We start from the raw sequence: 20,014 nt of genomic DNA, 5'->3' as shown, positions 1-20,014 counted from the left end.
GCCGGAACTAGCATGGGTAGCACTGCCACCGCCATGCCCACTGGAAGGAGACCGGGAATGCTGAGCGCAAACGCGCGGCGCGAGGAGATCTACCACCTTGCCGTGACCACCGGCCTGGCCTCCGTGGAGGAACTCTCCGCCCGGTTCTAGGTGACAGCCTCCACCATCCGCCGCGACCTGGCGCTGCTGAACGGACAGGGCCGGCTGGCCCGCACCTACGGCGGTGCCATGGCACTGGGCGCCCACCCCGAGGCGTCGCTGCGGCAGCGCACCGGCGAGGCATTCGAGCAGAAACACGCCATCGCCCGCTGGGCGGCGGCCGTGATCCGGCCCGGGGAAAACATCCTGCTCGACGCCGGCTCCACAGTGGGCGCCCTGGCCCACGAGCTGCGCGGGTTCGAGAAGCTGTCCGTGACCACGCCGGGCATCAACACCATGCAGGAACTCGCCGAGTCCGAGGGCATCGAGGTGGACTGCCTGGGCGGCCGGCTGCGCAGCCTTTCGCAGAGTTTTGTGGGTCCGCTGGCGGAGGCGGCGCTGGAGCGGATGAGCTTTGACTGGCCAACTCGTCCAAGCTGGGGCTGCGGCCGTTCCACGCCTGGGTGCGGCTGGCGCTGCCGTGGACTTTGGTGACGGACGACGGCGCCTACCCGGCGCAGGTGCAGAAGTTCCGGGACGCGGGTGTTGCGGTAGAAGTGGCTGCGATTCGAGTAACGGTTAGTCGTTATCGACGGAACACGGCCGACGGACAGAGTCGCGTTCTTCCTGGCTCCGAAGAGACTCTCACCTGCTCGGAAAGAACATCCTCGACGTCGGCCCCACCGCGGGTGCCCTTGCCCACGAAACTGCAAGGTCCACCGCGGCGCATCCTCGTAGTGTCAAGCCTCGGTGGGAAGGCAGCTTTCATGGCCATATCAGTCCGGCAACTGCATCCAATTGCATAATGAGCGGATGCCGCGATTCGGCCTAGCTCGAGTGCTGTAACTTGTATAACACGACCCCATCCCGTCACCGCCGAATGACTGAACCTACCGCCCATTTAAGAGCCAGCAGGACGATATGACCGAGACCGATTTTTCCTACAAAGACGAAGCTGACGTTATTGTCGACGACGAAACTGAAGCTGACGACGCCGGCCTGTATGAAACACCTCCATCAAGCCTCCCCTATTTCGGTGCAGACTTCGATGTTGCAGGCCTTGTCAGGCGGCTGAATGATCACGATATATTGATACCTCGATTTGATCCTGACGAATCTGGCGACCTAACCATTGCGGGATTTCAGCGCCAGCGCGTGTGGACTTTACCTCGTATGGAGAAATTCATCGAGTCGCTGCTTCTAGGATGGCCTGTTCCGAGCATTTTCTTAGTGGTGGAACCTGACGGTCGGTACCTTGTATTGGATGGGCAACAACGCCTCACGACGTTGCAGAGTTTCTACAGCGGCAGCCTCCCTGATGGACGCGAATTTGCACTTCGAGATGTAGCTGAGGACTTTCAAGGCGCGACGTTTGAAACACTTTCGAGTGAGAGCAAACGTCGGCTAAACAACACTTTCATCCAGGCTGTAGTGATAGAACCAGCTGGCGAGGAAGGTCGCGACGCTGTATACCGTCTGTTCGGCCGACTGAATAGCGGTGGCGTATCACTAACGGCTCAAGAGATCCGCGTAGCCCTATACAGAGGCCCTTTGGTGGACTTCATCCGGGAACTGAACCACGATAAATCATGGCGGTACCTTTTTGGGGCCGCGCATAAAAAGCTCAAAGACCATGAGCTAGTTTTGCGCGCTCTGGCAATGGCCGAAGTACTTGGAAAGATCGCCGGTTCTTGGGATAACGAAGAATTACGACGTACTGCCTATAAGCCCCCAATGGCGCAATTTCTAAATGATTTTCTCGAGCGGCACGGATCTTTGAACGACATAGATACCGCCTCATTAGCAGCGGCCTTCAGCGCCAGTTGTGCTTTGTTAGTGGAAGCTAATGGACGTGATGGTTTAAAATACGCGGGCAGAGTAAATGCGGCGCATGTGGACGCCGTTTTAGGTACCTTGATCTTTGCACATGCGAGTGGACTACAGCTTAGCGCTGATAGCGTCAGGGAGGCGATCGTAACGCTGCGGGCCGACGAACACTACACTGACTGGGTCTCACGCAGTACGTCTCACCGTGACAGTGTGTACGGGAGGCTAAGGACAGCCTACTCTGTGTTATTGGGATAGAAATGCCACAGACTACTATCGCCCACCCCGCGGCATACTCCCTCTGGACACGTCTAGAATCAGAGTTCGAGCGCTACCATAAGGCCATCTCTTTCATACCGGTAGACCAGATGAGGCTGCAAGAGGATCTTCGCCGTTACTTATGCCTACGATGCGCTGGCTTTTTGGAACAACTCGTTTATGTGTGCGTTCACCTTTACCTCGACTCAACGGGCGGGGGCCCAAGCCGAGCTTTCGCCAAGTCATTCTTTTCTCATGCTCCAAATCTCAATGCGGAATCCTTCGCAAAGCTATTAGGCCGCTTCGGAGAAGATCATGCCGCCCGATTTGATGAGTTTTTAACGAGGCCGAGGCGCGACAGTTTGAACGACCTCTACTCTGTAAGGAATCCAATCGCTCACGGCGACGTCACGGGCGGGCAGAAGCTTGACCCCGAGCGCTACCGCCGACTGTGCGGGGAGATTTATCAGTGGCTGACGAGCGATCTGCTCACTCCCAGTGCCGTTTCCGTGAACCTCGCGCGAAACGCTGACGACTAGGAAAATACAACTCAAAACCTCGCAACAGCATGGGATTCATCGAGCAGGCGCGTAGAGATCCATCGCGGCCTCCCTTTTGAAGCTTGAAGCGCCCAGTGAAGTGATAGCCGCCTCCGGGGCCAAGCCGTCTAGGCGAATCGTATCCCACGCCAAGCCGACGAGCAGTCGTTCGTGCATCGGAGTTGGATTTTCTGTAGGCCTTCCTTGTACCCATACGCCCGGGCGATTTAGTGCTCATTGGTGAGGCAAAACGTGGGATTGACGGACGCGGGCAGCGGTCTCAATACGCGGACGCTCTCGCTGTTGATTGTCATGTACGCGCCGACGCACGCCGAGGCCGTTAGGCGTACAGGACAGGATGAGCTTGGTGCGGGGGTCATGCCCGCTGCCATGGCATCGAGGTCGTGACCCAACATCGCGTAGCGGTAGGCGCACCGGCCGGAGTACTGACAGCTCCGCCACGACGGATAGGCCTGGAAGGAGCGCCACGCGATCACAACTTCAGCCCTGGCATCGACCAGTCCGTTATGATCTGGGATGACACCACACTGCGAGCACGCTGTGATCGCCTTTCAGTCACGCCCGAGCCCAGGGAACCGTTCGCAAGTTCGACGGCGGCCACTCGGGGTAGCCCTTCACCTCGGCATTCGCTTCGGCCACGGCAACCGCGGCCAGGCTTCGGGGACCAAGAGTTCGCTGCATCCGCAACTGAGCATATTCCTGGCGAAATAGATTGGCGGTGGTCTCACTGTTCCCGGCGAAGCTGGTAAGCGACGTCTTGTCGCCTATCACTCGGCACCCGCAGATATGCCGCCCATGCGCGGTCGAGCTCGGTGCTGCCGCGTCGGCCACGCTCCATCCACCGGATGAAACGCCGCCTGTCTCCGGGGCTGAGTTCTGCGGCGGCCGTAATGACATCGCGCTCGTCAATCGGCGATGCCCCTCGTCCTGACGTGCATCGCTTGCACTCGGTCATCAACGTTTCGGTTTCTCGGCCGTCAAAAGTTCGGATAGTGCGTCGCGAGACGGCAACGACAGCTGTCATAACGGGGTCGTCCGGATACGGCTCAGCGCCCGCGATGCCACAGAGGGTACACATGTACCCGTCCCGGATAAGGACTGTCTGCCGGTCCTTGCTCGAAATCGCCTTCCGGGGCGCAGCCTGCCTGCGTTCGTGCGGGTCCCACACCGGCACTCCAGCCTTCACGAACCGCTGATCTTCCGCAAGAAGAGATGCGTCTTCAGCACTGGAGTGCAGTATCCACCCATAGTCCCTGAGATCCCGAATCCGTCTGTCGATCTGCGAAATGCCGGGAAACGCCGTTCGCAGTTCGTTCTTTGTGAAGGTACCCCCCTCACCAACCACCTGCAGGAGCCATAGCGCCCCACGAATCATGGTTCCCGCTTTGGACTCCGGGTCATCCCACGCCGGTTGTTTCACGATGTTCCTTCTATTCTTGCCTACCCAGGCGCGCTCATTTAGTTCCCCGTGATCATACGATCCTGCACCGGAAGCCGGGGTTCAGACTCGCCGAGCCGTCGCTCGCGGCTACACGGGACGCCACGGCGGAAGTCGGCTGGCGACATCCACCCCAAGCTGCGTGACACGATCCTCGATAACCTCGCCAGGCACCTCGAGCTTGCATGACGCCCAGCTTCCGAAAGACCCTGCGTCACGTGGTACGGCCGCAGCAATCCACTCTCGGGGCACTGAGCCCACTGCGGCGATCTCGAGGTTGGCGCTAAGGCGCACGACGACGAGCACCCAGCAAGGGTCTCGTAGCATCACCTTGTACTCGTGCCGCGACAAGTAGGCAGTGAATCGTCCAATCCTCGTTGTACTTTTCACCTCCAAGTGGGCGGATGCAGCGCCCTGAGCGAAGGCGATATCGTATCCGAACCCATCGGACCACGTCGACACATGGTCAACACGGCTGTCAGCGCACTCGTTTAGAATGGAGACAAGCGCTGCTTCGCCCGCAAAACCAACCCTCTCGCGAGCAGCGGTGTCGACCTTGCCCCAACTGGTGACGAGCTGCTCGTATACCCCGTCCGCATCGAGGCCCAGCACTTCACCGGCCGAAACAACGTCCGAGGGCAACTCGTCCGGTGACTGAACAAGCTCGTCGGCGTCCTGCACCCACGGGGGTGCTGCATTCTCGAAGATCGCGCCGAGTACCAAGTTGGCCAACGGAATCGGCGATCCGAGCTTTTCAAGTAGCTCCATGTCATGCAGCCAACCGAGTGCTGTCGCATACTGAGTGGGTGACAAGTCGCTGTACTGTTTGTGGGTCGCCAGTAATGCCTGGGCACGTGGGATGCCACCACTCACTGGGAGAATTTCCAACCAGCGCCGGGCAGCGAGCAGGATCGGCTCAGGTGGTAGACGCACGCAAGTGGCCCATCAACGACTGAAGGTCCGCCTGGTCCAAACCTCCACCGACCGGAGGCTCCTCGTCCAGATCAGCCAGCTGCTGAACCGCTGGATCTTCGAGGATGCCTCCCATAAACTTCAGCTTGCTCGCGAGCCGCGCCGCGACCACCTCATCGATGGTGCCTTCTGCGGCGAGAACGGTGATTCGGGTCGTGGTGTCCGGCCTGAGCCCAAGACGGTGAATACGGTCGAGGCTCTGTAGGAAGCGCCCTGCGGCGAAGTCTCGGTCAACGTAAACCGCGTCGTGGCACTCGTGATGCAGGCTGATCCCCTCACCGAGCGTTGCTGGATTGGACAGCAGCACCATACAGTCAGGGTCACTCCGAAACCGTTGGATCTGCTCTTCGCGATCGGGAGTGCCACCGTGGACCACGGCAGGGCCGAACCTCGCCAGAATTCTCTGCAGCGTGTTGAGGCTGCGGACAAACGTTGACCATACGAGCGTCTTTCGACCCTGGGCAGCATTCTCGCTAACTATCGCAAGCACTTCCTGGTATTTCGGAGACATCTCGTAGGTTGGAAGGTCCTGCATCAGCTGGTAAAGCGATGATCGCTCGGGAACCGGCAGCGGCGGCACTTGGTATGCAAGCGGCTCATACTTCGTGGTCCCAACTGCGAGCAGGGCAGGGCTGGTCGCAGCCATGAGCATGTATACCAAAATCCGGCCAAGCGCCTGGAAGTCGCCCTCGTGTCCGGTCGCGCGCGCGGAGAACTGCCCAACGAGGGCCTCATAAATTTCAGCGTGCAATGGAGGCAGCGGTACAACTCGAAGGCTGGTCTCCACTGGCGGCAGATCGAGCTCATGTTTGGTCGTTCGGGTGAAGAGAGGTCTGAGCGTGCGGCTCGCATCGGCTAGGTCGCCACCGTTCACCGCCCGGAGTACGCTATGGCGACCAGTACCGGGCCACACGAATCCGAAGAGGTTTTCGAGGTCCCTGACCCCGTTCGGGGCTGGTGTCCCCGTGAGGATAAGCCGGCGCCGCCCGCGAGGGCCGAGAGCGAGGCAGGCTGCGCCGTATGCACCGTCCGCCCCGAGCTTCATGCGATGGGCCTCATCGAGGATGATCATAGAGGGCCGCTCTGTGAGCCAGCGGCCAAGCGAGCTGACCAGGTTGGGGAGGCGCTCATAGTTGACGATGATTGCTTCCACAGTGCTAGCTGGGACGCCATCGGTTACCTCCATAGACAGCGGCGGATGCAGGCATTCCCTGTTCTCATAGCACCACGCGTCGTAGCTGGACTTGGGTCCGACGATGAGGAGTCGCTCGAGATTCTCTTGGCGTCTCAGCGCGTGAAATACAGCAAGTCCGACTCTCGTCTTACCAGCACCCGGGACGGAGAAGTTGGCTCCGTGCCGAAGCGACAGCAGCTTGGCGATGTCGCGCAGCTGAAAGGATGTGAGGTCTCCTGTCCATTCAGGCCCGAGAAGGCCGTGGACGGCTTCGGAACCCACTGCCGCCTCCGCTCTGCGGTCATGCAACTGACCAGACAGTGTCTGAGCATCATGCAGCGAGTCGACTACGAGCGCCTGTAGCTGTCCGTCCCAGAGCACCTCACCATCTGCCTTATGAGGCCATTTACTGAGTACCTCAAGGTTTGTTAGGAGATCGTCGAGCTCAATCTCGACACTACCTGGCGACCGTTGCACGCTAGTGCGGAAGCCGACTGCCAGCCTACGGAGGTCATCCTCCAGCCCTGGCCGAGCGACGAGCCGGGCGCGCGTAACCTCCAACGCGAGGCCGATGCTGAGGCTTGGCTGGTCGGGCATCATCACCTGGACCGGACGGCGTTGAGGAGCCAGGCAACACCTTCCCCTGGCGCGGAGAAGGTGCGTCCAGCCTGGCGGGCGAGGCTTTGGAGGCTATCGCGGAGCACGATCAGTGCGTCGTCAAAAGCCTCGTCGTCGAGGGCTCGCTTTGCTTTCGCCTCAGCGAACTCGCTCGCACACTGAGTGACGTAGTCCGCAGCATCAGTCAGCCGCTCAGGCACCGCGGTCTGCCGCTTTACGAGTTCTGCGTTCTGCCCAGCAAGCTTCACGGCGGTGTCGAACGTATCCCGCGCCTGCTTCATGACACCAGACGCCCATGCGACATCCGCGGGATTGGCGCTCTTGCCATCAGTCGCCGTAGCCTTGGCACGGAGAAGCTGGTTTGTGAGAGCTTCGGCTGCGGCAGAAGCACTACTCTGCCCTGGTAGGACCGCCCCGGGAATACCCGGGACTAAGACCTTTTCCAGAACGGACAATTTCGGTTTCAGGTCCTCCGGGAGACGGCTCTCGAGATATCGCGTGTGGAAATCTGCCTCAGCGAGACGCAAGGAAGTCTTCGGGTAGTCCAGGAGAACCATTGCCAGACGCGACTGCATCAGGGTTTTGGCCGCATCAGGGTCGGTCATAGCCAGCTTCGAAAAGTCGCGGTGGAGCTCACGTAGCTTTTCTTGGTGCTGTTCGAAATCAATCAGACGCAGGGCTGCCCCGTCCGCGGTCTTACTGCGGTCAATCGCGTCGAGTATTAGCGCGTAGACCCAGCGGTCTCGCTGCAGCGTCGCAAGCTTGATATTGAAATCCTTCGCAACATCGGCTTCCGTGCGCCCGCGCCCAAGTTCCTCGTCGATCGCGATCAGTCGGTTGATGTAGGAGTAGTCGCGCCGGCGGTCCTTCCGCAGCTGGAGTGACAACTCCACGGCGTTGATGTCTTTGCGCGAAGTGTCTTCCGGCAGAACGCCGACCCTGATGTTCTGCTCGCCGAGATCGATAAGCGCGGCGGCTCGAGTGTTGCCGTCGACCAGGATTCCGTGAGGGGTAACGATCCCGGGCTCGCGCTGACCGACGTCGTCCAGCTCGTCCATCAGCGCGGTGTAATCGGGGTCCGTTTGGTCCGGGTTGGACGGCCGCTGCCTAAGCAGATCGTGGAGGTAGTCCTGGGCTACCTGCCCCCAGGGGTTCACCTCTATGGCCCTATCGCGTTCTGGGTCGAGGGTCCGCTGAGCACGGATTCGGTGGGTATCCGGGTTGAAGTAGAGCATATCGACTGGCACAGAAATCACGTACAGGTGGCGAGGCTCACCACGCCAGTCAATCGTGACCTTCGCACCGTTTTCAGTCATCGCCAGTTTGAGGCGCTGGTCGATGACTGCCTTGATTTCCTCCCCCTTGGGAGGAATGCCGAAGTCTGGCATGGAAAACTCCTAAAACTTGATCAAAATTAGTGTTCCGAAAATTGAGCCTTGACCGTCAGACGTCAATTCGCGACACACTGTCGGCGAAGCCCACATGGCGTTGCACCAACAAGATCTTCACAAAGAGCGCCATATAGATGAGGCGGCTAGCTAACCTTGGCGCGTAAGCGATCGACCGCAAACACTTCGTGGCGGGCGTGGTTCGCCTGCCCGCGGAACGCCCGCCACTCCCCGAGCTTGTACATTGACACGCCGCGGCGAACGCGAACCTCAACCTCAAAGTCACGGCTGATGAAGTCAATCCTGCGCTCTATATCACTGTCGGTGAGACTCCCTCCAAGCGCCTTCCGCAACCCCGCGAACGAGACAAATCCAGGATGCTCGCGTAGCGCGCGGTAAACCTCGTCATGGCTGCCCGCGCCGTGGCGGCCTGACGGAGTTCCGTCTTTACGTAGTGCGGATGCGATAGCGACCCCGACAGCCCGAGCTACCGGTGGGGGAAACGCATTACCGATCTGCCGGTAGGTTGTAGTTTTTCGCCCTTTGCGTTCGGCGAAGTCCCACTCGTACGCGTGGCCCGACCAGCCCTGAATGCGGGCAACCATCTGATTCGTCAGCTTGGGGACGAAGTCCACTGGGACATCTGGGCCCGGCGCTGCGTCTGCGATCCCAAGGCCGTCGACTCCGAGGGCGCGCCACTCGCGCTTCGCCCGTGTTGGGCCAAGGTCAGGCCCGCCGTGCTTTTTGGAGCCCCCAACAACGGTCGGGGCAACCCGGTCGGCCCCCTTTGCCCAAGCTTCCGCGCCGGGCCAACCGTTTTCTGCCATCAGATCATAGAGCGCAGCGCCCACCGTCTGTACTGCCGGTGTCGGCTCAGGCCACGCGAAATAGGGTGCAAATTCTTCCCGCAGGGCCACGAGAATAAAGCGAGGCCGCAGCTGGGGGACACCGTAATCCTTTGCCTCAAGTAGCCGCCAGTCGGCGCGGTAACCCAGCTCGGCCAACCGGTCGAGGACGGCCTGTCGATACCCGGCAAAACGCGGCATCGATAGCCCGCGGACGTTCTCCAGCAGCACCGCGTCAGGCTGCATGCGACCAGCAGCCTCGACGGCCCAGGCGAACAAATCGCGCTCATCCGACGAACCGAGTTGCTTACCGGCAATCGAGAACGGGGGGCAGGGCACTCCGCCCGCGAGCAGCGAGACTCCCGCATGTTCGGTGGGGTTCCACACTGACTCGTCAGCGACGTCCCCCACTGCAACTTTCGGCTCCGGCTGCCCCTCAGCGGCTGCAAGGCGAGAAAGATTAAGCTCGAGGGTTTGGGCCGCGTCGCGGTCAAGCTCAACTGCGAGTGTGTGCCGGAACCCCGCAAGGTGCAACCCGAGGCTTTGACCACCTGCCCCAGCGCAGATCTCGACCACTGTCAGCTCGCTCGCGCGTTTCATTTCATCCATGATGTGTCTATTCTTTCAGACCCGCCGACTCCGTACGGGACGCTCGCCGACCGACATGTGCAACAACGCACTTCCTCCTCCACTGGCTCTCCCACTGAGCAGGTCGAAGTCCCATCATCGGCATGTCAGCAGCATCATTACCCGCTAGTACCTCTAGTCCTACTTACACTGACCTCACCAGTTCCAGCCTCCATTGATTTCGATGATCGATCCTCGTAGCTGTGGGGCCAGCAATGCGTGTCAGTACCAGCGAATACAATCACGATGTGGGGGACAGGGAAGTTTTGGGGAGTCATATGGACTACGACAGGTGGCAGGCCAAGCTGTCCGAAGAATTTTTTCCGATGGACCGACCAGATGAGCCCATCATCATGTTTCTCGATGATGATGAAATGGCGCGTATTTGTCCCGACCTACCTGATCCCGTGGCTTCACTGCGCTCGGCTGTTCTCGCAGAGCTCAGGCAAACTCACACATCGGCAATTTTCGAGCCTCTTGACCGACGGATGGCAGCATGGCGGAAGGGGCCGCAGGATCAAGCGCCACCATGCTTGCCTCTGCTGGCCGTCACCGTCATCGCAGGATCCAGGATGCGCAACGACGGGGCATTTTCCTCTGCTGCTTACTATCCTCGACTAGTCAGCTTGATGACGTCAGGTACAAACAGACTCACGGCCACCGGGATACAAAAACACTTCGATCTAGTTGCAGACATGTGGCAGGCCCTCGACGACTGGATAGAGAGGAACGACGATCTCCTAGGCCCGAGCACGATCCGCACTCATCAGACCTTCAACAGAATCGGTTATCCACTTTCTCAGACCGTGTTGAAAGCGTCCGACCGGGAACGTTTGTCCGGTTTTTTTGACCGACTTCGGGTTGATAGAAGCTCCAAATCGGCACCGGATCAGTTACTGGCCTTACTCCGGTTGTGGATGGACAAGCCACGAGGATTCTCCCCGGCATTCGTCGACTTGGTTCAGAAGGGCCAGGGAAATCCGTTGCTCTTGGCTGTGATTAGCAGATTGGCTGCCGAGCAGAGTTCCGGACCGGCTGTGGTTAAGGGCCGCGTACGGTTGGACCTACGCATGTGTATCGACCCAGAGGACTGGTCGATAAACTGGATGATCCCTGTGGATCCGCGGCTGGAAATGGACCAGCTCAGGCAGGACAACGGTTCCCTCTTCTCGATCCAAAAACCCGATTACGGATCCTTCTACGACGTCGTAGAAGGCAGCCTCCCCCAAGGCGCTCCTCTGATTAATTATCGTTTCCGCGCAGTAGGAACGAGAGCTTTCCTGACCAAGAATGTGCGTGACATGTGGATCTTGCGCATCGATCCCTCATCGGGACAGTGGCAGTCAATGCCTGAGGCCACTCCAGATGAACCACACATGTTCGTAGTGCGGGACACCGATGTTGCGGAAATGGATGAACTTCTCACGAAAAGTGCCGCGTCAGGTTACTGGAAGCTGCGCGGCAAGCTCTTCCCAGGATGGGCCGTTTATGTAGACGTGTCCTTGGTAGAGCCGATTGACCTGTCAGCGGCAGGGGCCTTCAATAGCTTGGGCCAGCTCCTAAAGGCACCTCCCAACTCAGGGCCCAAACTTGTGAACGGTCTTGAATTACGGACGGATGTCGGCGGCCGCCATTACCTTCAAGGGGGTGAGCCGGACGTGCAGCTTCCAGAGGAATCTTCTAACGAGTTCGTACACGTTGTCCTTGACAACAGACTGCCCGGAACACGACTGAAGGCCAACGGTTCCCTCTTTCCCCTTCGTGTCGCTGGGCCTTTGACTGGGGGAAAGCACACAGTTTCCGTCGCTGGTGTCACCTTGGATTTTTTCGTCCACACCACCGGTTCTGCCGCTCAGTGGGAGGGAGCGCACACCAAAGGTCAAGACGATGTGGTGCCTCCGGATCCGGCGCGTGAAGCGGGAGCTCCCGAGTACGTGCTCTGCAGAAGGGGACGGAATGCCGCTGTATGGTTCGTATCTCCCTCGGGGCTGGTACGAAGGCGTGGTGAACCTCCTATTCCGCTTTTCATTACCAGGCTCGGATTCCCGCAGTCTTACCAGTGGAAAGTTTCTGTCCCGACGGGTACAACTTGGGTCTTAACCGAACGGGGTGGGAAGTTGTCGCGGCCCCAACGGACATCAAGTGATCCACCGAACTTCGAATCACTAGATGGCCATTCCCAGGAATTTTGGCGCCGTGCAGCAATGGAAACCATCAATAACGAAGACCTCTTGTGGAGATCGTATTTGTCACAGTCGATGGAGGACAGCATCTATGGACGGTGATCTCGTCCTAAAGTGGCTGAGTTTTCGTGGTCATGGCCGCCTTTCCGACGTGACGTCATCAGTCGCCGCGTTGATGGAAGGTCCTCCTCATGCCAAAACGAATGCGGCTCGAGCGTATCTTCGGCGTCTGGAGGTGTTGGGGCATCTAGATTTGCTGTGGCCGGAAAGCAAATGGCAAATTCGACCAACCGTACTGACACAAATCCCTGGATCCTCGGCGTTTGCATTGGTAATCGGCCAACGAACAGCGGAACTGGAGGAAAGGCTTGAAGCGGAGGCTGTGCTGCACAAAGTGAGAGCTCCGGACACCGGGACAACGACGCTTGGCGACCCAGGAACCCTTCTCCTTGAATACGACAGTGAAGCAGAACTAAGCGAAATTGCCGCCAACGCAGGAGCAGGGTTCATCCCCTGTGCTGCCTCGTCCCTAGCCGCGAACCTTCCTCTGCTCGTTCCAGGGCCTCGAGCAGGAGGACCCAACACTTACGGGTCAGCAGTCGAAATGTTCAACGTCTTCCAACGAGAGTTCACCCATGTTGAAGCTTTTCGCCGGGACGGACTGTACAAACAAATCGTAAACGGACGGTGGCAATACTGGTTGCTCAGATCGGGGCTCTGGTCCTCAATCGGCTATGCAGAAGGTATGTGCCTCACCATGTCCGAAGTAGACAGCCAGTATCTCCAGTTTGAAATCCTCGAAGATGCCGAAGATCCCATTGGGACACTTCATGTCAACGCCGGCCTGCCGTTACCGGTGCAACACCGGCAAGCGCTGGCCCTGTGCAGCGGGGTCAGTCCCGTCAAGACCACCGGTGGACCGTGGACATACCACAACGTACCGAGCTCTGTTGCTCTCGCCGTAGCTCGATCCATTCATCAACACCTGAAAGTGCGCTAAAGATGCAGCGCTCCCGCACGTTCTACAGAAAGACGACATCATGCCTTTAGACATAGTGGAAACGTTCAACCACTTGCGGGAGTCCTACTTTCGTTATTACGACACGCCGTTCGGGCTCGCTGATGAAAGCCTCGAAGCAGAACGACGTCGGATCCTCGATAAGGACAACGGCGTCTACAGGGAACCCTTCATCGAACTGCGCCCCGAATACAAAGCAGCACCCCAGTCTTTCGAGGACTCAGCACGACAGGCCAACGCATCGAAGGACTTGGTCGAGTTCGCACGAACCGGCCTCATCCCTGCCGATCGGAACCTGTACACACACCAAGAATCAGCCCTGATATCGGTCATAAAGAATAAACGCAATGTCGTGGTGACAGCAGGGACCGGTGCAGGCAAAACCGAAGCCTTCCTCTTGCCCCTACTCTCCAACCTTCTGGCCGAATCAAGCTCCTGGACTGGTAGCGGGTCATCTTTCGCGCCGTGGTGGAGACGCTCCAATGGTCCGTTCGTTCCACATCGGGAGACAGAGACCGGACGCACCAAAGCCGTCCGCTCCATCATCTTGTATCCGATGAACGCGCTGGTTGATGACCAGCTCATTCGGCTGAGGAAGGCACTGGACAGTGACGCTGCCCGGATCTGGTTAGACAAAAACAGGCGCGGGCACCGCTTCTACTTCGGTCGGTACACGGGAGCAACGCCCGTCACAGGAACGCTCGACAACAAAGTTGCCGTAGAGAATCTACGCTCCTATCTTCAAGATATCGATCACCGCAGCACTCAGATGCAGCAGCTCGATGATGAGTCTAAGTACTTCATGCCTCATCTCGGTGGAGCCGAAATGGTCTCCCGGTGGGACATGGCCCATGCTGCCCCCGACATCCTCATCACCAACTATTCGATGCTTAACGTCCTGCTCCTGCGCGAGCGTGACGGCCGGTACTTCGACTCAACCCGCGAATGGCTTCAAGCCAACTCCAACCATCGATTCACATTCGTCGTCGACGAGCTGCACTCCTACAGAGGTACCGCCGGCACAGAAGTCGCGCTGCTCATCCGAAACCTGAAGATGAGGCTCGGACTAGCTGAGAACTCCAGCCAGTTCCAGGTCATCGCAGCTTCCGCTTCCTTGGAACCCAACCGGGACGAGGCCTTCGTCGAGGAATTCTTCGGTGTGCCGCGCGAATCATTCGATTTCCTTTCCGGACAGCTCATCCGCCCACAGGATCCAGCCCTTGATCTTTCCGAAACGGGATTCGCGCGCCCGGAGAGTACCCCCGGAGACACCGATAAGCTCACGGCAGCCAGTGCCCTGAGTAACGTCTTTTTCCTGGGCGAAAACGGGGAGCCCCAATCGAAGCCGCAGGCGAAGTCTCTAAAGCAGATGGAACACCACCTATTCCCCTCACTGCCTGAAAAATCACGCCGTCAGGCAGTACAGAAGCTCCTGAAAGCCGCTTCAGCGTTTCCGGAAAAAACAGGCGAGGTCAAATGGCCTCTCCTGCGTAGCCATCTTTTTTTCCGCAACGTACCAGGTATGTGGGCCTGTACGGATCCAGCCTGCCCTGAAGTTCAGGAAGGCGACAGTCAGACGCGTCCTGTAGGACGCCTGTACTCTGAACCTGTCAGCCGGTGCCTATGCGGCTCCAGAGTACTGGAATTCCTGTACTGCCAAAATTGCGGAGACGTCTTCCTGGGAGGGTACGTACCCACCGGTTCGACCCAGCCTCCGGGAAAGTCAGTGACCCTGCTGGCAGACCTGTCTGACATAGAACGTCTGCCCGACCAGGTAGGTCTCGAGCGGACAGCCAATAACTACCTTCTTTACTGGCCGCAGAAGCAGAACCCGGATCTGGAGAATCGGGAATGGACCGCCGACAGCAAAAAAGTAGAGTACGCATTCCGACGCTCAATCCTCAGACCCGAGACGGGCGAGCTCCGTCCGACCGGAAGTAATGACCACACGGGCTGGACCTTCCAGGTGGCCACACCAGCGAGCAAGCGCGGGCAGAACTCGGGTGCGTTCAAACGTAACCCCGAGCAGTTGTCGCCGTTCCCAACGCGGTGCCCTAATTGCGCCGATGATTGGGAAATAACCCACACCGCTGACGGACCCGTAGCAGCAGCAGACAAAAAACGTCAAAGATCACCCATTCGGGCCATGCGCACGGGTTTCGAGAAAATAAATCAGGTGTTAATCACAGAGCTGCTGCAAGACCTCGAGCCCGCGAACCGGAAAACTATCGTCTTCACGGACAGCCGGCAGGACGCCGCCAAGTTATCGTCCGGAATCAGCCTCCGGCACTATCAGGATCTGTTGCGGTTGCTCGTCCGTACAGAACTTGCGGCAGCAGATCAGGTTGCAACCGATATCCCCTTAGCCAAGGAACATGTCGTCCACGGAAAAAAGACCGCAGAGTCCAAGGACGCGATCAAACGCCTGCGCGCCAAGGATCTGAATGCATTCACTCTCCTGCAGGACGTATGGGACCTCGAGAGTGATGTGCCGGAAGAGGAAGCCATCCGCCAGCTTGCTCAGTCTCCTTCACTTCCCGTACTCACCGACCGTGTTAGTCAGCGTTTGCTGGAGATGGGTATAAATCCCGGCGGTCCATCCGCTTCCCTCCAGCAAACTGACGAGAAGTCCCCCTCTTCCTGGTCGCATATCTACCGCTGGGATCCTTCACCTGCACGCAAAACAGACCTATCCACTGCCCAGAAGAAGCTCGAGGATGCGGTAGACAAAAATCTGCAGAAGGAGATCATCGACGGGTTATTTTCCGGGGTAGGGCGCGACTATGAGTCTCTAGGTTTAGGTTGGGTTGGGCTCGTAGGATCTGTCATCAGCGCCCAGACTGTCCCATCCTCTCCGGCTGCCATCGCCCAGTCCAGCCTGCGCATTCTTGCAGGAATGCGCAGATTCGCCGGTATGAGAAACGAATCCAACACGCCACCGAGGAAATTGAAGACCTTCTGGCAGGCAGTCGCGGTGAAGTTCGACATGGACATTGATGACGTTGACACGTCCGTCCAAAAGGTGTGGGGTGACGCAGTATCTAAATTCCTCATCCACGCCGACATGGCGACCATCTACCCGCCCTCCAGCAATGAGTGGACATGTCAGACCTGCCGACGTCGGCACCTGATATACGGGTGCGGGCTGTGCACGTACTGCGGTAAGGACCTCCCAGAGGCAACTGCTCATGGGACAGATCTTGATTACTACGGTCATAAGGCCATCAATGACCAAGGCCAGTTCCGACTCAACGCGGCTGAACTTACCGGCCAAACCGATCGGCTCGCCGCCCAATCCCGACAAGCCCGGTTTCAAAATATTTTCCTCAACCAGACGGAGAACAAGAAATCCGATGGGATTGAGCTGCTCTCCGTCACCACAACGATGGAAGCTGGGGTAGACATTGGCGCCCTCGACTCCGTCATCCTGGCCAACATGCCACCTACCCGCTTCAACTATCAGCAACGCGTCGGGCGTGCCGGCCGACGCCTGACGCCCATGGCTGTGTCACTCACGGTCTGCAGGGGCCGCAGCCACGATGAATATTACTTTGGACGGCCCGAACTCATCACCAACGAACCAACACCGAAGCCTTACCTAGCCCTCAACCGTCCAGAAATTTATACGCGCGCTTTGAGAAGTGAAACCCTTCGGCGTGCGTTCATCGACCTTACCGATGCCCTTTCCGTGGACGACGAGTTTTCAGGATTAGGCAACAACACCCATGGCCAATTCGGGTTGGTGTCGGACTGGCCGAAGGTCAAACCACTGCTAAGTCGATGGCTCGACGACAACTGGTCAACAGTTGAGGAGGCGGTAGCTGGCTTGGCAACGTACACAAACCTTAGCCAAGATGACTTGGACGTTGCACGTGTCAGTATCACGTCCCTGGTTGAGGATATTTCCGTGGTTGCCTTCAGTGACGTCCCCGGCCATTCCGACCTTAGTCAGCGGTTGGCCGAAATTGGCCTCCTGCCGATGTTCGGTTTCCCTTCAAAGGTTCGGGACCTTTACCTCAAGAAGCCAAGTTCCGCTTTCCCCTGGCCGCCCGACAATGTAATCGACCGCGACGCAGCGATGGCAGTTAACCAGTTCGCCCCGGGCAGCGAGCTTGTACGCGACGGGAAAATTTATCCTGTCATCGGAGCAGCCTCTTTCTACCCGGCTGGTCGTACAGTCGCGGCGGAAGACAATACATTGGGAGACCAACGACTAATCGATGTATGCAGGCAGTGCGCATACGTCGAAGAAAAACCAACAGGCTCGGAATACGCAGGAAGCTTTTGCCCGCAGTGTGGAGCTGACCCCGGAATCTTCAGCACCATCGATCTTCGGGAGCCCAAAGGATATCGCGCAGGTACCCCCCGGGACTTTGATGGCAATTTCTCCTGGTCACCCAAGTCAACCTCGACCCGGGCCGTGGCCGACCTCCAGAAGCTGCTCCCCGTTTCTCTCCCCGGTTCAGTCACATATTCCGGCCGCGGGAAGAGGTACGTAATCAATGACAACTCCGGCAAGTCTTTCCAGTTCAAGCAAGCCCTCCCCAGCGATTACTGGGGCGGCTACTTAGCCGTAGCTCCTGACGGGACCAGCGCGGTGCACGCCGACCAGTCCAAACCCTCCATCGCTGCTGCGCTGGGAACAATTCAACCGACAGACTTCCTTTTCTATGGACCGCAGTCAGCAGTAATCAAGTCCCAAGGCCTGCGGCTTGATCTGAGCAGCGGAATGCCTCAACAACACGGCGCGTACGACTCTATTCAAGGCCGCCGAGCCGCTTGGTACTCACTGAGCTTCCTGATGAGGACAGTGGCTGCCAAAAAGCTAGACATACAATCCCAGGAATTCAATGCGGGAATCTATACCGCGCTGAAGGACGGTGAGCCCACCACGTTTGCTTTCCTTGCTGACACCTTGGAGAACGGCGCGGGTTTCAGCAGCCACTTGGGAAGCCCCGAAATCCTCCAAGAATATCTCACTGAGATTGACACATACTTGGACGAGTTGGGGGGTGAGCACTCACTGGAGTGCTCGTCTTCCTGCTACCGCTGTCTGCGCGATTATTCGAATATGGCATACCACGCACTCCTTGACTGGCGCCTGGCCAGAGACCTGAAAGCAGTTCTAGACGGCAAGCGTCTGACCGTTGAGCTGGACAAGCAACGGCAAGCAATCAATAACTGGGCGGCGGTCTACATCGTCTCCACTCTCGAGAACGATTCTGCCGCCTGCGCCTTGTGGGACAAGCCAGCCGAGGGACGCATCGCGGTGATCCTGCGGCACCCCCTCGAATCAGGAGAGACTGCCCTATTGTCAGACAGACTGGCCAAGGCAACAGCACAAGTCCATGCAGAACACGCTGGCCTGGATGGGGTGGTCTATGTCGATACGTTCATGCTTGACCGCAACCCTAGCCATGTCATCAACCTATTCCGAAGCCTTAGAACCAATGGCTGAACTAAGCCTGCTACTGCCCAGGCCATGGTGAAATCAAGAATGTTGATGTCCAAGCTTTATCCGTTCTTCATGTGATTCACTGGGGCTCCTGAACGAGAATTCTAATGCTCGTTCAGGAGCCCTTGTGACTTTGCCGAGAGTGCACAGCAGAGGTGAATACAGAGCTTCAACGGACAGGGATGCTCGAGCACTACGGGGCAGAGTCATGCAGCCTCCCGCCTGAAGCAGTTCAGAGTTCGCTTATTAGTTGGCACCAGCCCCTTGCAACTGTCAGCGATGGTCGAAAAGTGAGCCATTTCGCGGGCTTGGCGTCTAGTGGTCGTTGCAACACCTGAGCTTTTAGGAGTTGCAGTTGGCAGAGATGAAAAGACCAAGAAGGTCGCGGGTCGCCCCTCCGAAGAACGCCGCACGGGCTCATTATGATCAGCTGATGAAACAGGGAATGGGCAACTCTGAGGCTTGCCGAAGTGTGGGAATCAGCCGGAGTTCAGGCACTCGGTGGCACCACGGCCACTCCGTTGTTCTGAAGTCCGGAGACATCAAGCGGGTCGCAGCGATCTCGCATCAAAGGCCGGTCGTGATCTCGGCCCGATTTCTCTCCGAGGCGGAACGAATCACGATCGCGGACCTCCTGCATGCCGGGCGAAGCATCCGCGCTATCGCTGCGGAACTGGGCCGGCGTCCGTCGACCGTGATCCGAGAGATCCGCCGGAATATCCGCCAACCGTCTGGCAACTACCGCCCGCGGACGGCCCAGCGCTCTGCCGAACGTCGACGGAGCCGCCAACGGACCGGGAAGATCGCCGCCCACCCGGAGCTGCGGGAATTCGTGCGCAAACACCTGAAGCAACGTTGGAGTCCCCGCCAGATCAGCAACCGCCTGCGCAGGGAGTTCCCCGGAAGACCGGAAATGCACGTGGTTCCGGAGACCGTCTACCAGGCCCTGTATGGGCGTGGATGTTTGGAATTGGCCGTAGATCCCGCAGTCTCCCTGCGCAGCGGACGGATGGGCCGGCGGTCCCGTCGTCGGAAGGAGCACCGGACCAAGCGCTTCCCGACATGGTGATGATCCGAGACAGGCCTGCAGAGGTGACCGGCAGATTAGTACCAGGGCATTGGGAGGGCGACTTAATCATTGGAAGAGGCGGCCGGTCCGCCATCGCCACACTGGTCGAACGGACCACCCGCTTCATCATCCTCGTGCACCTGGCAGGTAATCGCGGAGCTGAGAACCTGCGGGATCCATTGGCAGAAGCCATGCGACCGCTCCCAGCTCATCTACGCGGATCCCTGACATGGGATCAGGGCACTGAAATGGCTTGCCACCAGGACTTCACGCGGCAAACACTCATCCCGGTGTACTTCTGCGACCCCCGCAAGCCCGTGGCAACGCGGATCGAACCAGAACACCAATGGCTTGCTCCGCCAATACTTTCCAAAAGGGACAGACCTCAGCGTCCATAGCCGCGAACACCTCAGTGTTGTCGCCGCCGAACTCAACCAGCGACCA

10 protein-coding genes and 1 pseudogene are annotated in these 20,014 nt (G+C 58.5%); 6 read left to right on the top strand and 5 right to left on the bottom strand.

What is annotated here, in order from left to right:
- Positions 1-57: 57 nt before the first annotated feature.
- The 3 genes and pseudogenes from LDO14_RS05470 to LDO14_RS21650 all read left to right on the top strand — a co-directional run.
- Positions 58-707 (top strand): annotated as a pseudogene (locus LDO14_RS05470) (DeoR/GlpR family DNA-binding transcription regulator); the annotation flags it as partial.
- 352 nt (positions 708-1,059) lie between these two features.
- Positions 1,060-2,223, top strand: a complete 1,164-nt coding sequence (locus LDO14_RS05465; RefSeq protein ID WP_223994246.1) for a DUF262 domain-containing protein — start codon at positions 1,060-1,062, stop codon at positions 2,221-2,223.
- 2 nt (positions 2,224-2,225) lie between these two features.
- Positions 2,226-2,762 carry a HEPN domain-containing protein gene (locus LDO14_RS21650; RefSeq protein ID WP_346656250.1) on the top strand — a complete coding sequence of 179 codons (537 nt, stop codon included), beginning with the start codon at positions 2,226-2,228 and terminating at the stop codon, positions 2,760-2,762.
- A 745-nt stretch (positions 2,763-3,507) separates the two neighbouring features.
- Here LDO14_RS21650 and LDO14_RS05460 read toward each other — a convergent pair.
- The 5 genes from LDO14_RS05460 to dcm form a co-directional block, all read right to left on the bottom strand.
- Complete coding sequence (locus LDO14_RS05460; RefSeq protein WP_223994244.1) at positions 3,508-4,203, bottom strand: hypothetical protein; 696 nt, start codon at positions 4,201-4,203, stop codon at positions 3,508-3,510.
- 108 nt (positions 4,204-4,311) lie between these two features.
- The gene (locus tag LDO14_RS05455) at positions 4,312-4,989 is read right to left on the bottom strand and encodes a DUF3883 domain-containing protein (protein ID WP_223994236.1); all 678 of its coding nucleotides are present in this window, start codon (positions 4,987-4,989) and stop codon (positions 4,312-4,314) included.
- Positions 4,990-5,137: 148 nt separating this feature from the next.
- Positions 5,138-6,967, bottom strand: a complete 1,830-nt coding sequence (locus LDO14_RS05450) for a DEAD/DEAH box helicase (protein WP_223994234.1) — start codon at positions 6,965-6,967, stop codon at positions 5,138-5,140.
- On the bottom strand, positions 6,967-8,373 hold the full coding sequence (locus tag LDO14_RS05445; protein ID WP_223994232.1) for a transcriptional regulator: 1,407 nt from the start codon (positions 8,371-8,373) through the stop codon (positions 6,967-6,969). Before LDO14_RS05445 ends, LDO14_RS05450 begins: the two co-directional genes overlap by 1 nt.
- 146 nt (positions 8,374-8,519) lie before the next feature.
- Positions 8,520-9,827 carry a DNA (cytosine-5-)-methyltransferase gene (gene dcm / locus LDO14_RS05440; protein WP_223994229.1) on the bottom strand — a complete coding sequence of 436 codons (1,308 nt, stop codon included), beginning with the start codon at positions 9,825-9,827 and terminating at the stop codon, positions 8,520-8,522.
- Between the two features lie 233 nt (positions 9,828-10,060).
- On the opposite strand from dcm, the gene LDO14_RS05435 reads away from it, so the two are divergent.
- From LDO14_RS05435 to LDO14_RS05425, 3 genes are read left to right on the top strand one after another with little or no spacing between them, the layout of a single operon-like run.
- Complete coding sequence (locus LDO14_RS05435; RefSeq protein WP_223994221.1) at positions 10,061-12,130, top strand: hypothetical protein; 2,070 nt, start codon at positions 10,061-10,063, stop codon at positions 12,128-12,130.
- Entirely contained in the window at positions 12,120-13,028 is a 909-nt protein-coding gene (locus LDO14_RS05430) for a hypothetical protein (RefSeq protein WP_223994219.1), read from the top strand. The genes LDO14_RS05435 and LDO14_RS05430 overlap by 11 nt, the downstream gene beginning before the upstream one ends.
- Positions 13,029-13,083: 55 nt before the next feature.
- Positions 13,084-18,504, top strand: a complete 5,421-nt coding sequence (locus LDO14_RS05425) for a DEAD/DEAH box helicase (protein WP_223994217.1) — start codon at positions 13,084-13,086, stop codon at positions 18,502-18,504.
- Positions 18,505-20,014: the final 1,510 nt, after the last annotated feature.

Origin of the sequence: Arthrobacter sp. NicSoilB11 (genome assembly GCF_019977375.1) — a bacterium.
In the GTDB taxonomy this organism is placed as follows: Bacteria; Actinomycetota; Actinomycetes; order Actinomycetales; family Micrococcaceae; genus Arthrobacter.
This window is presented reverse-complemented; position numbering and strand designations above follow the sequence as displayed.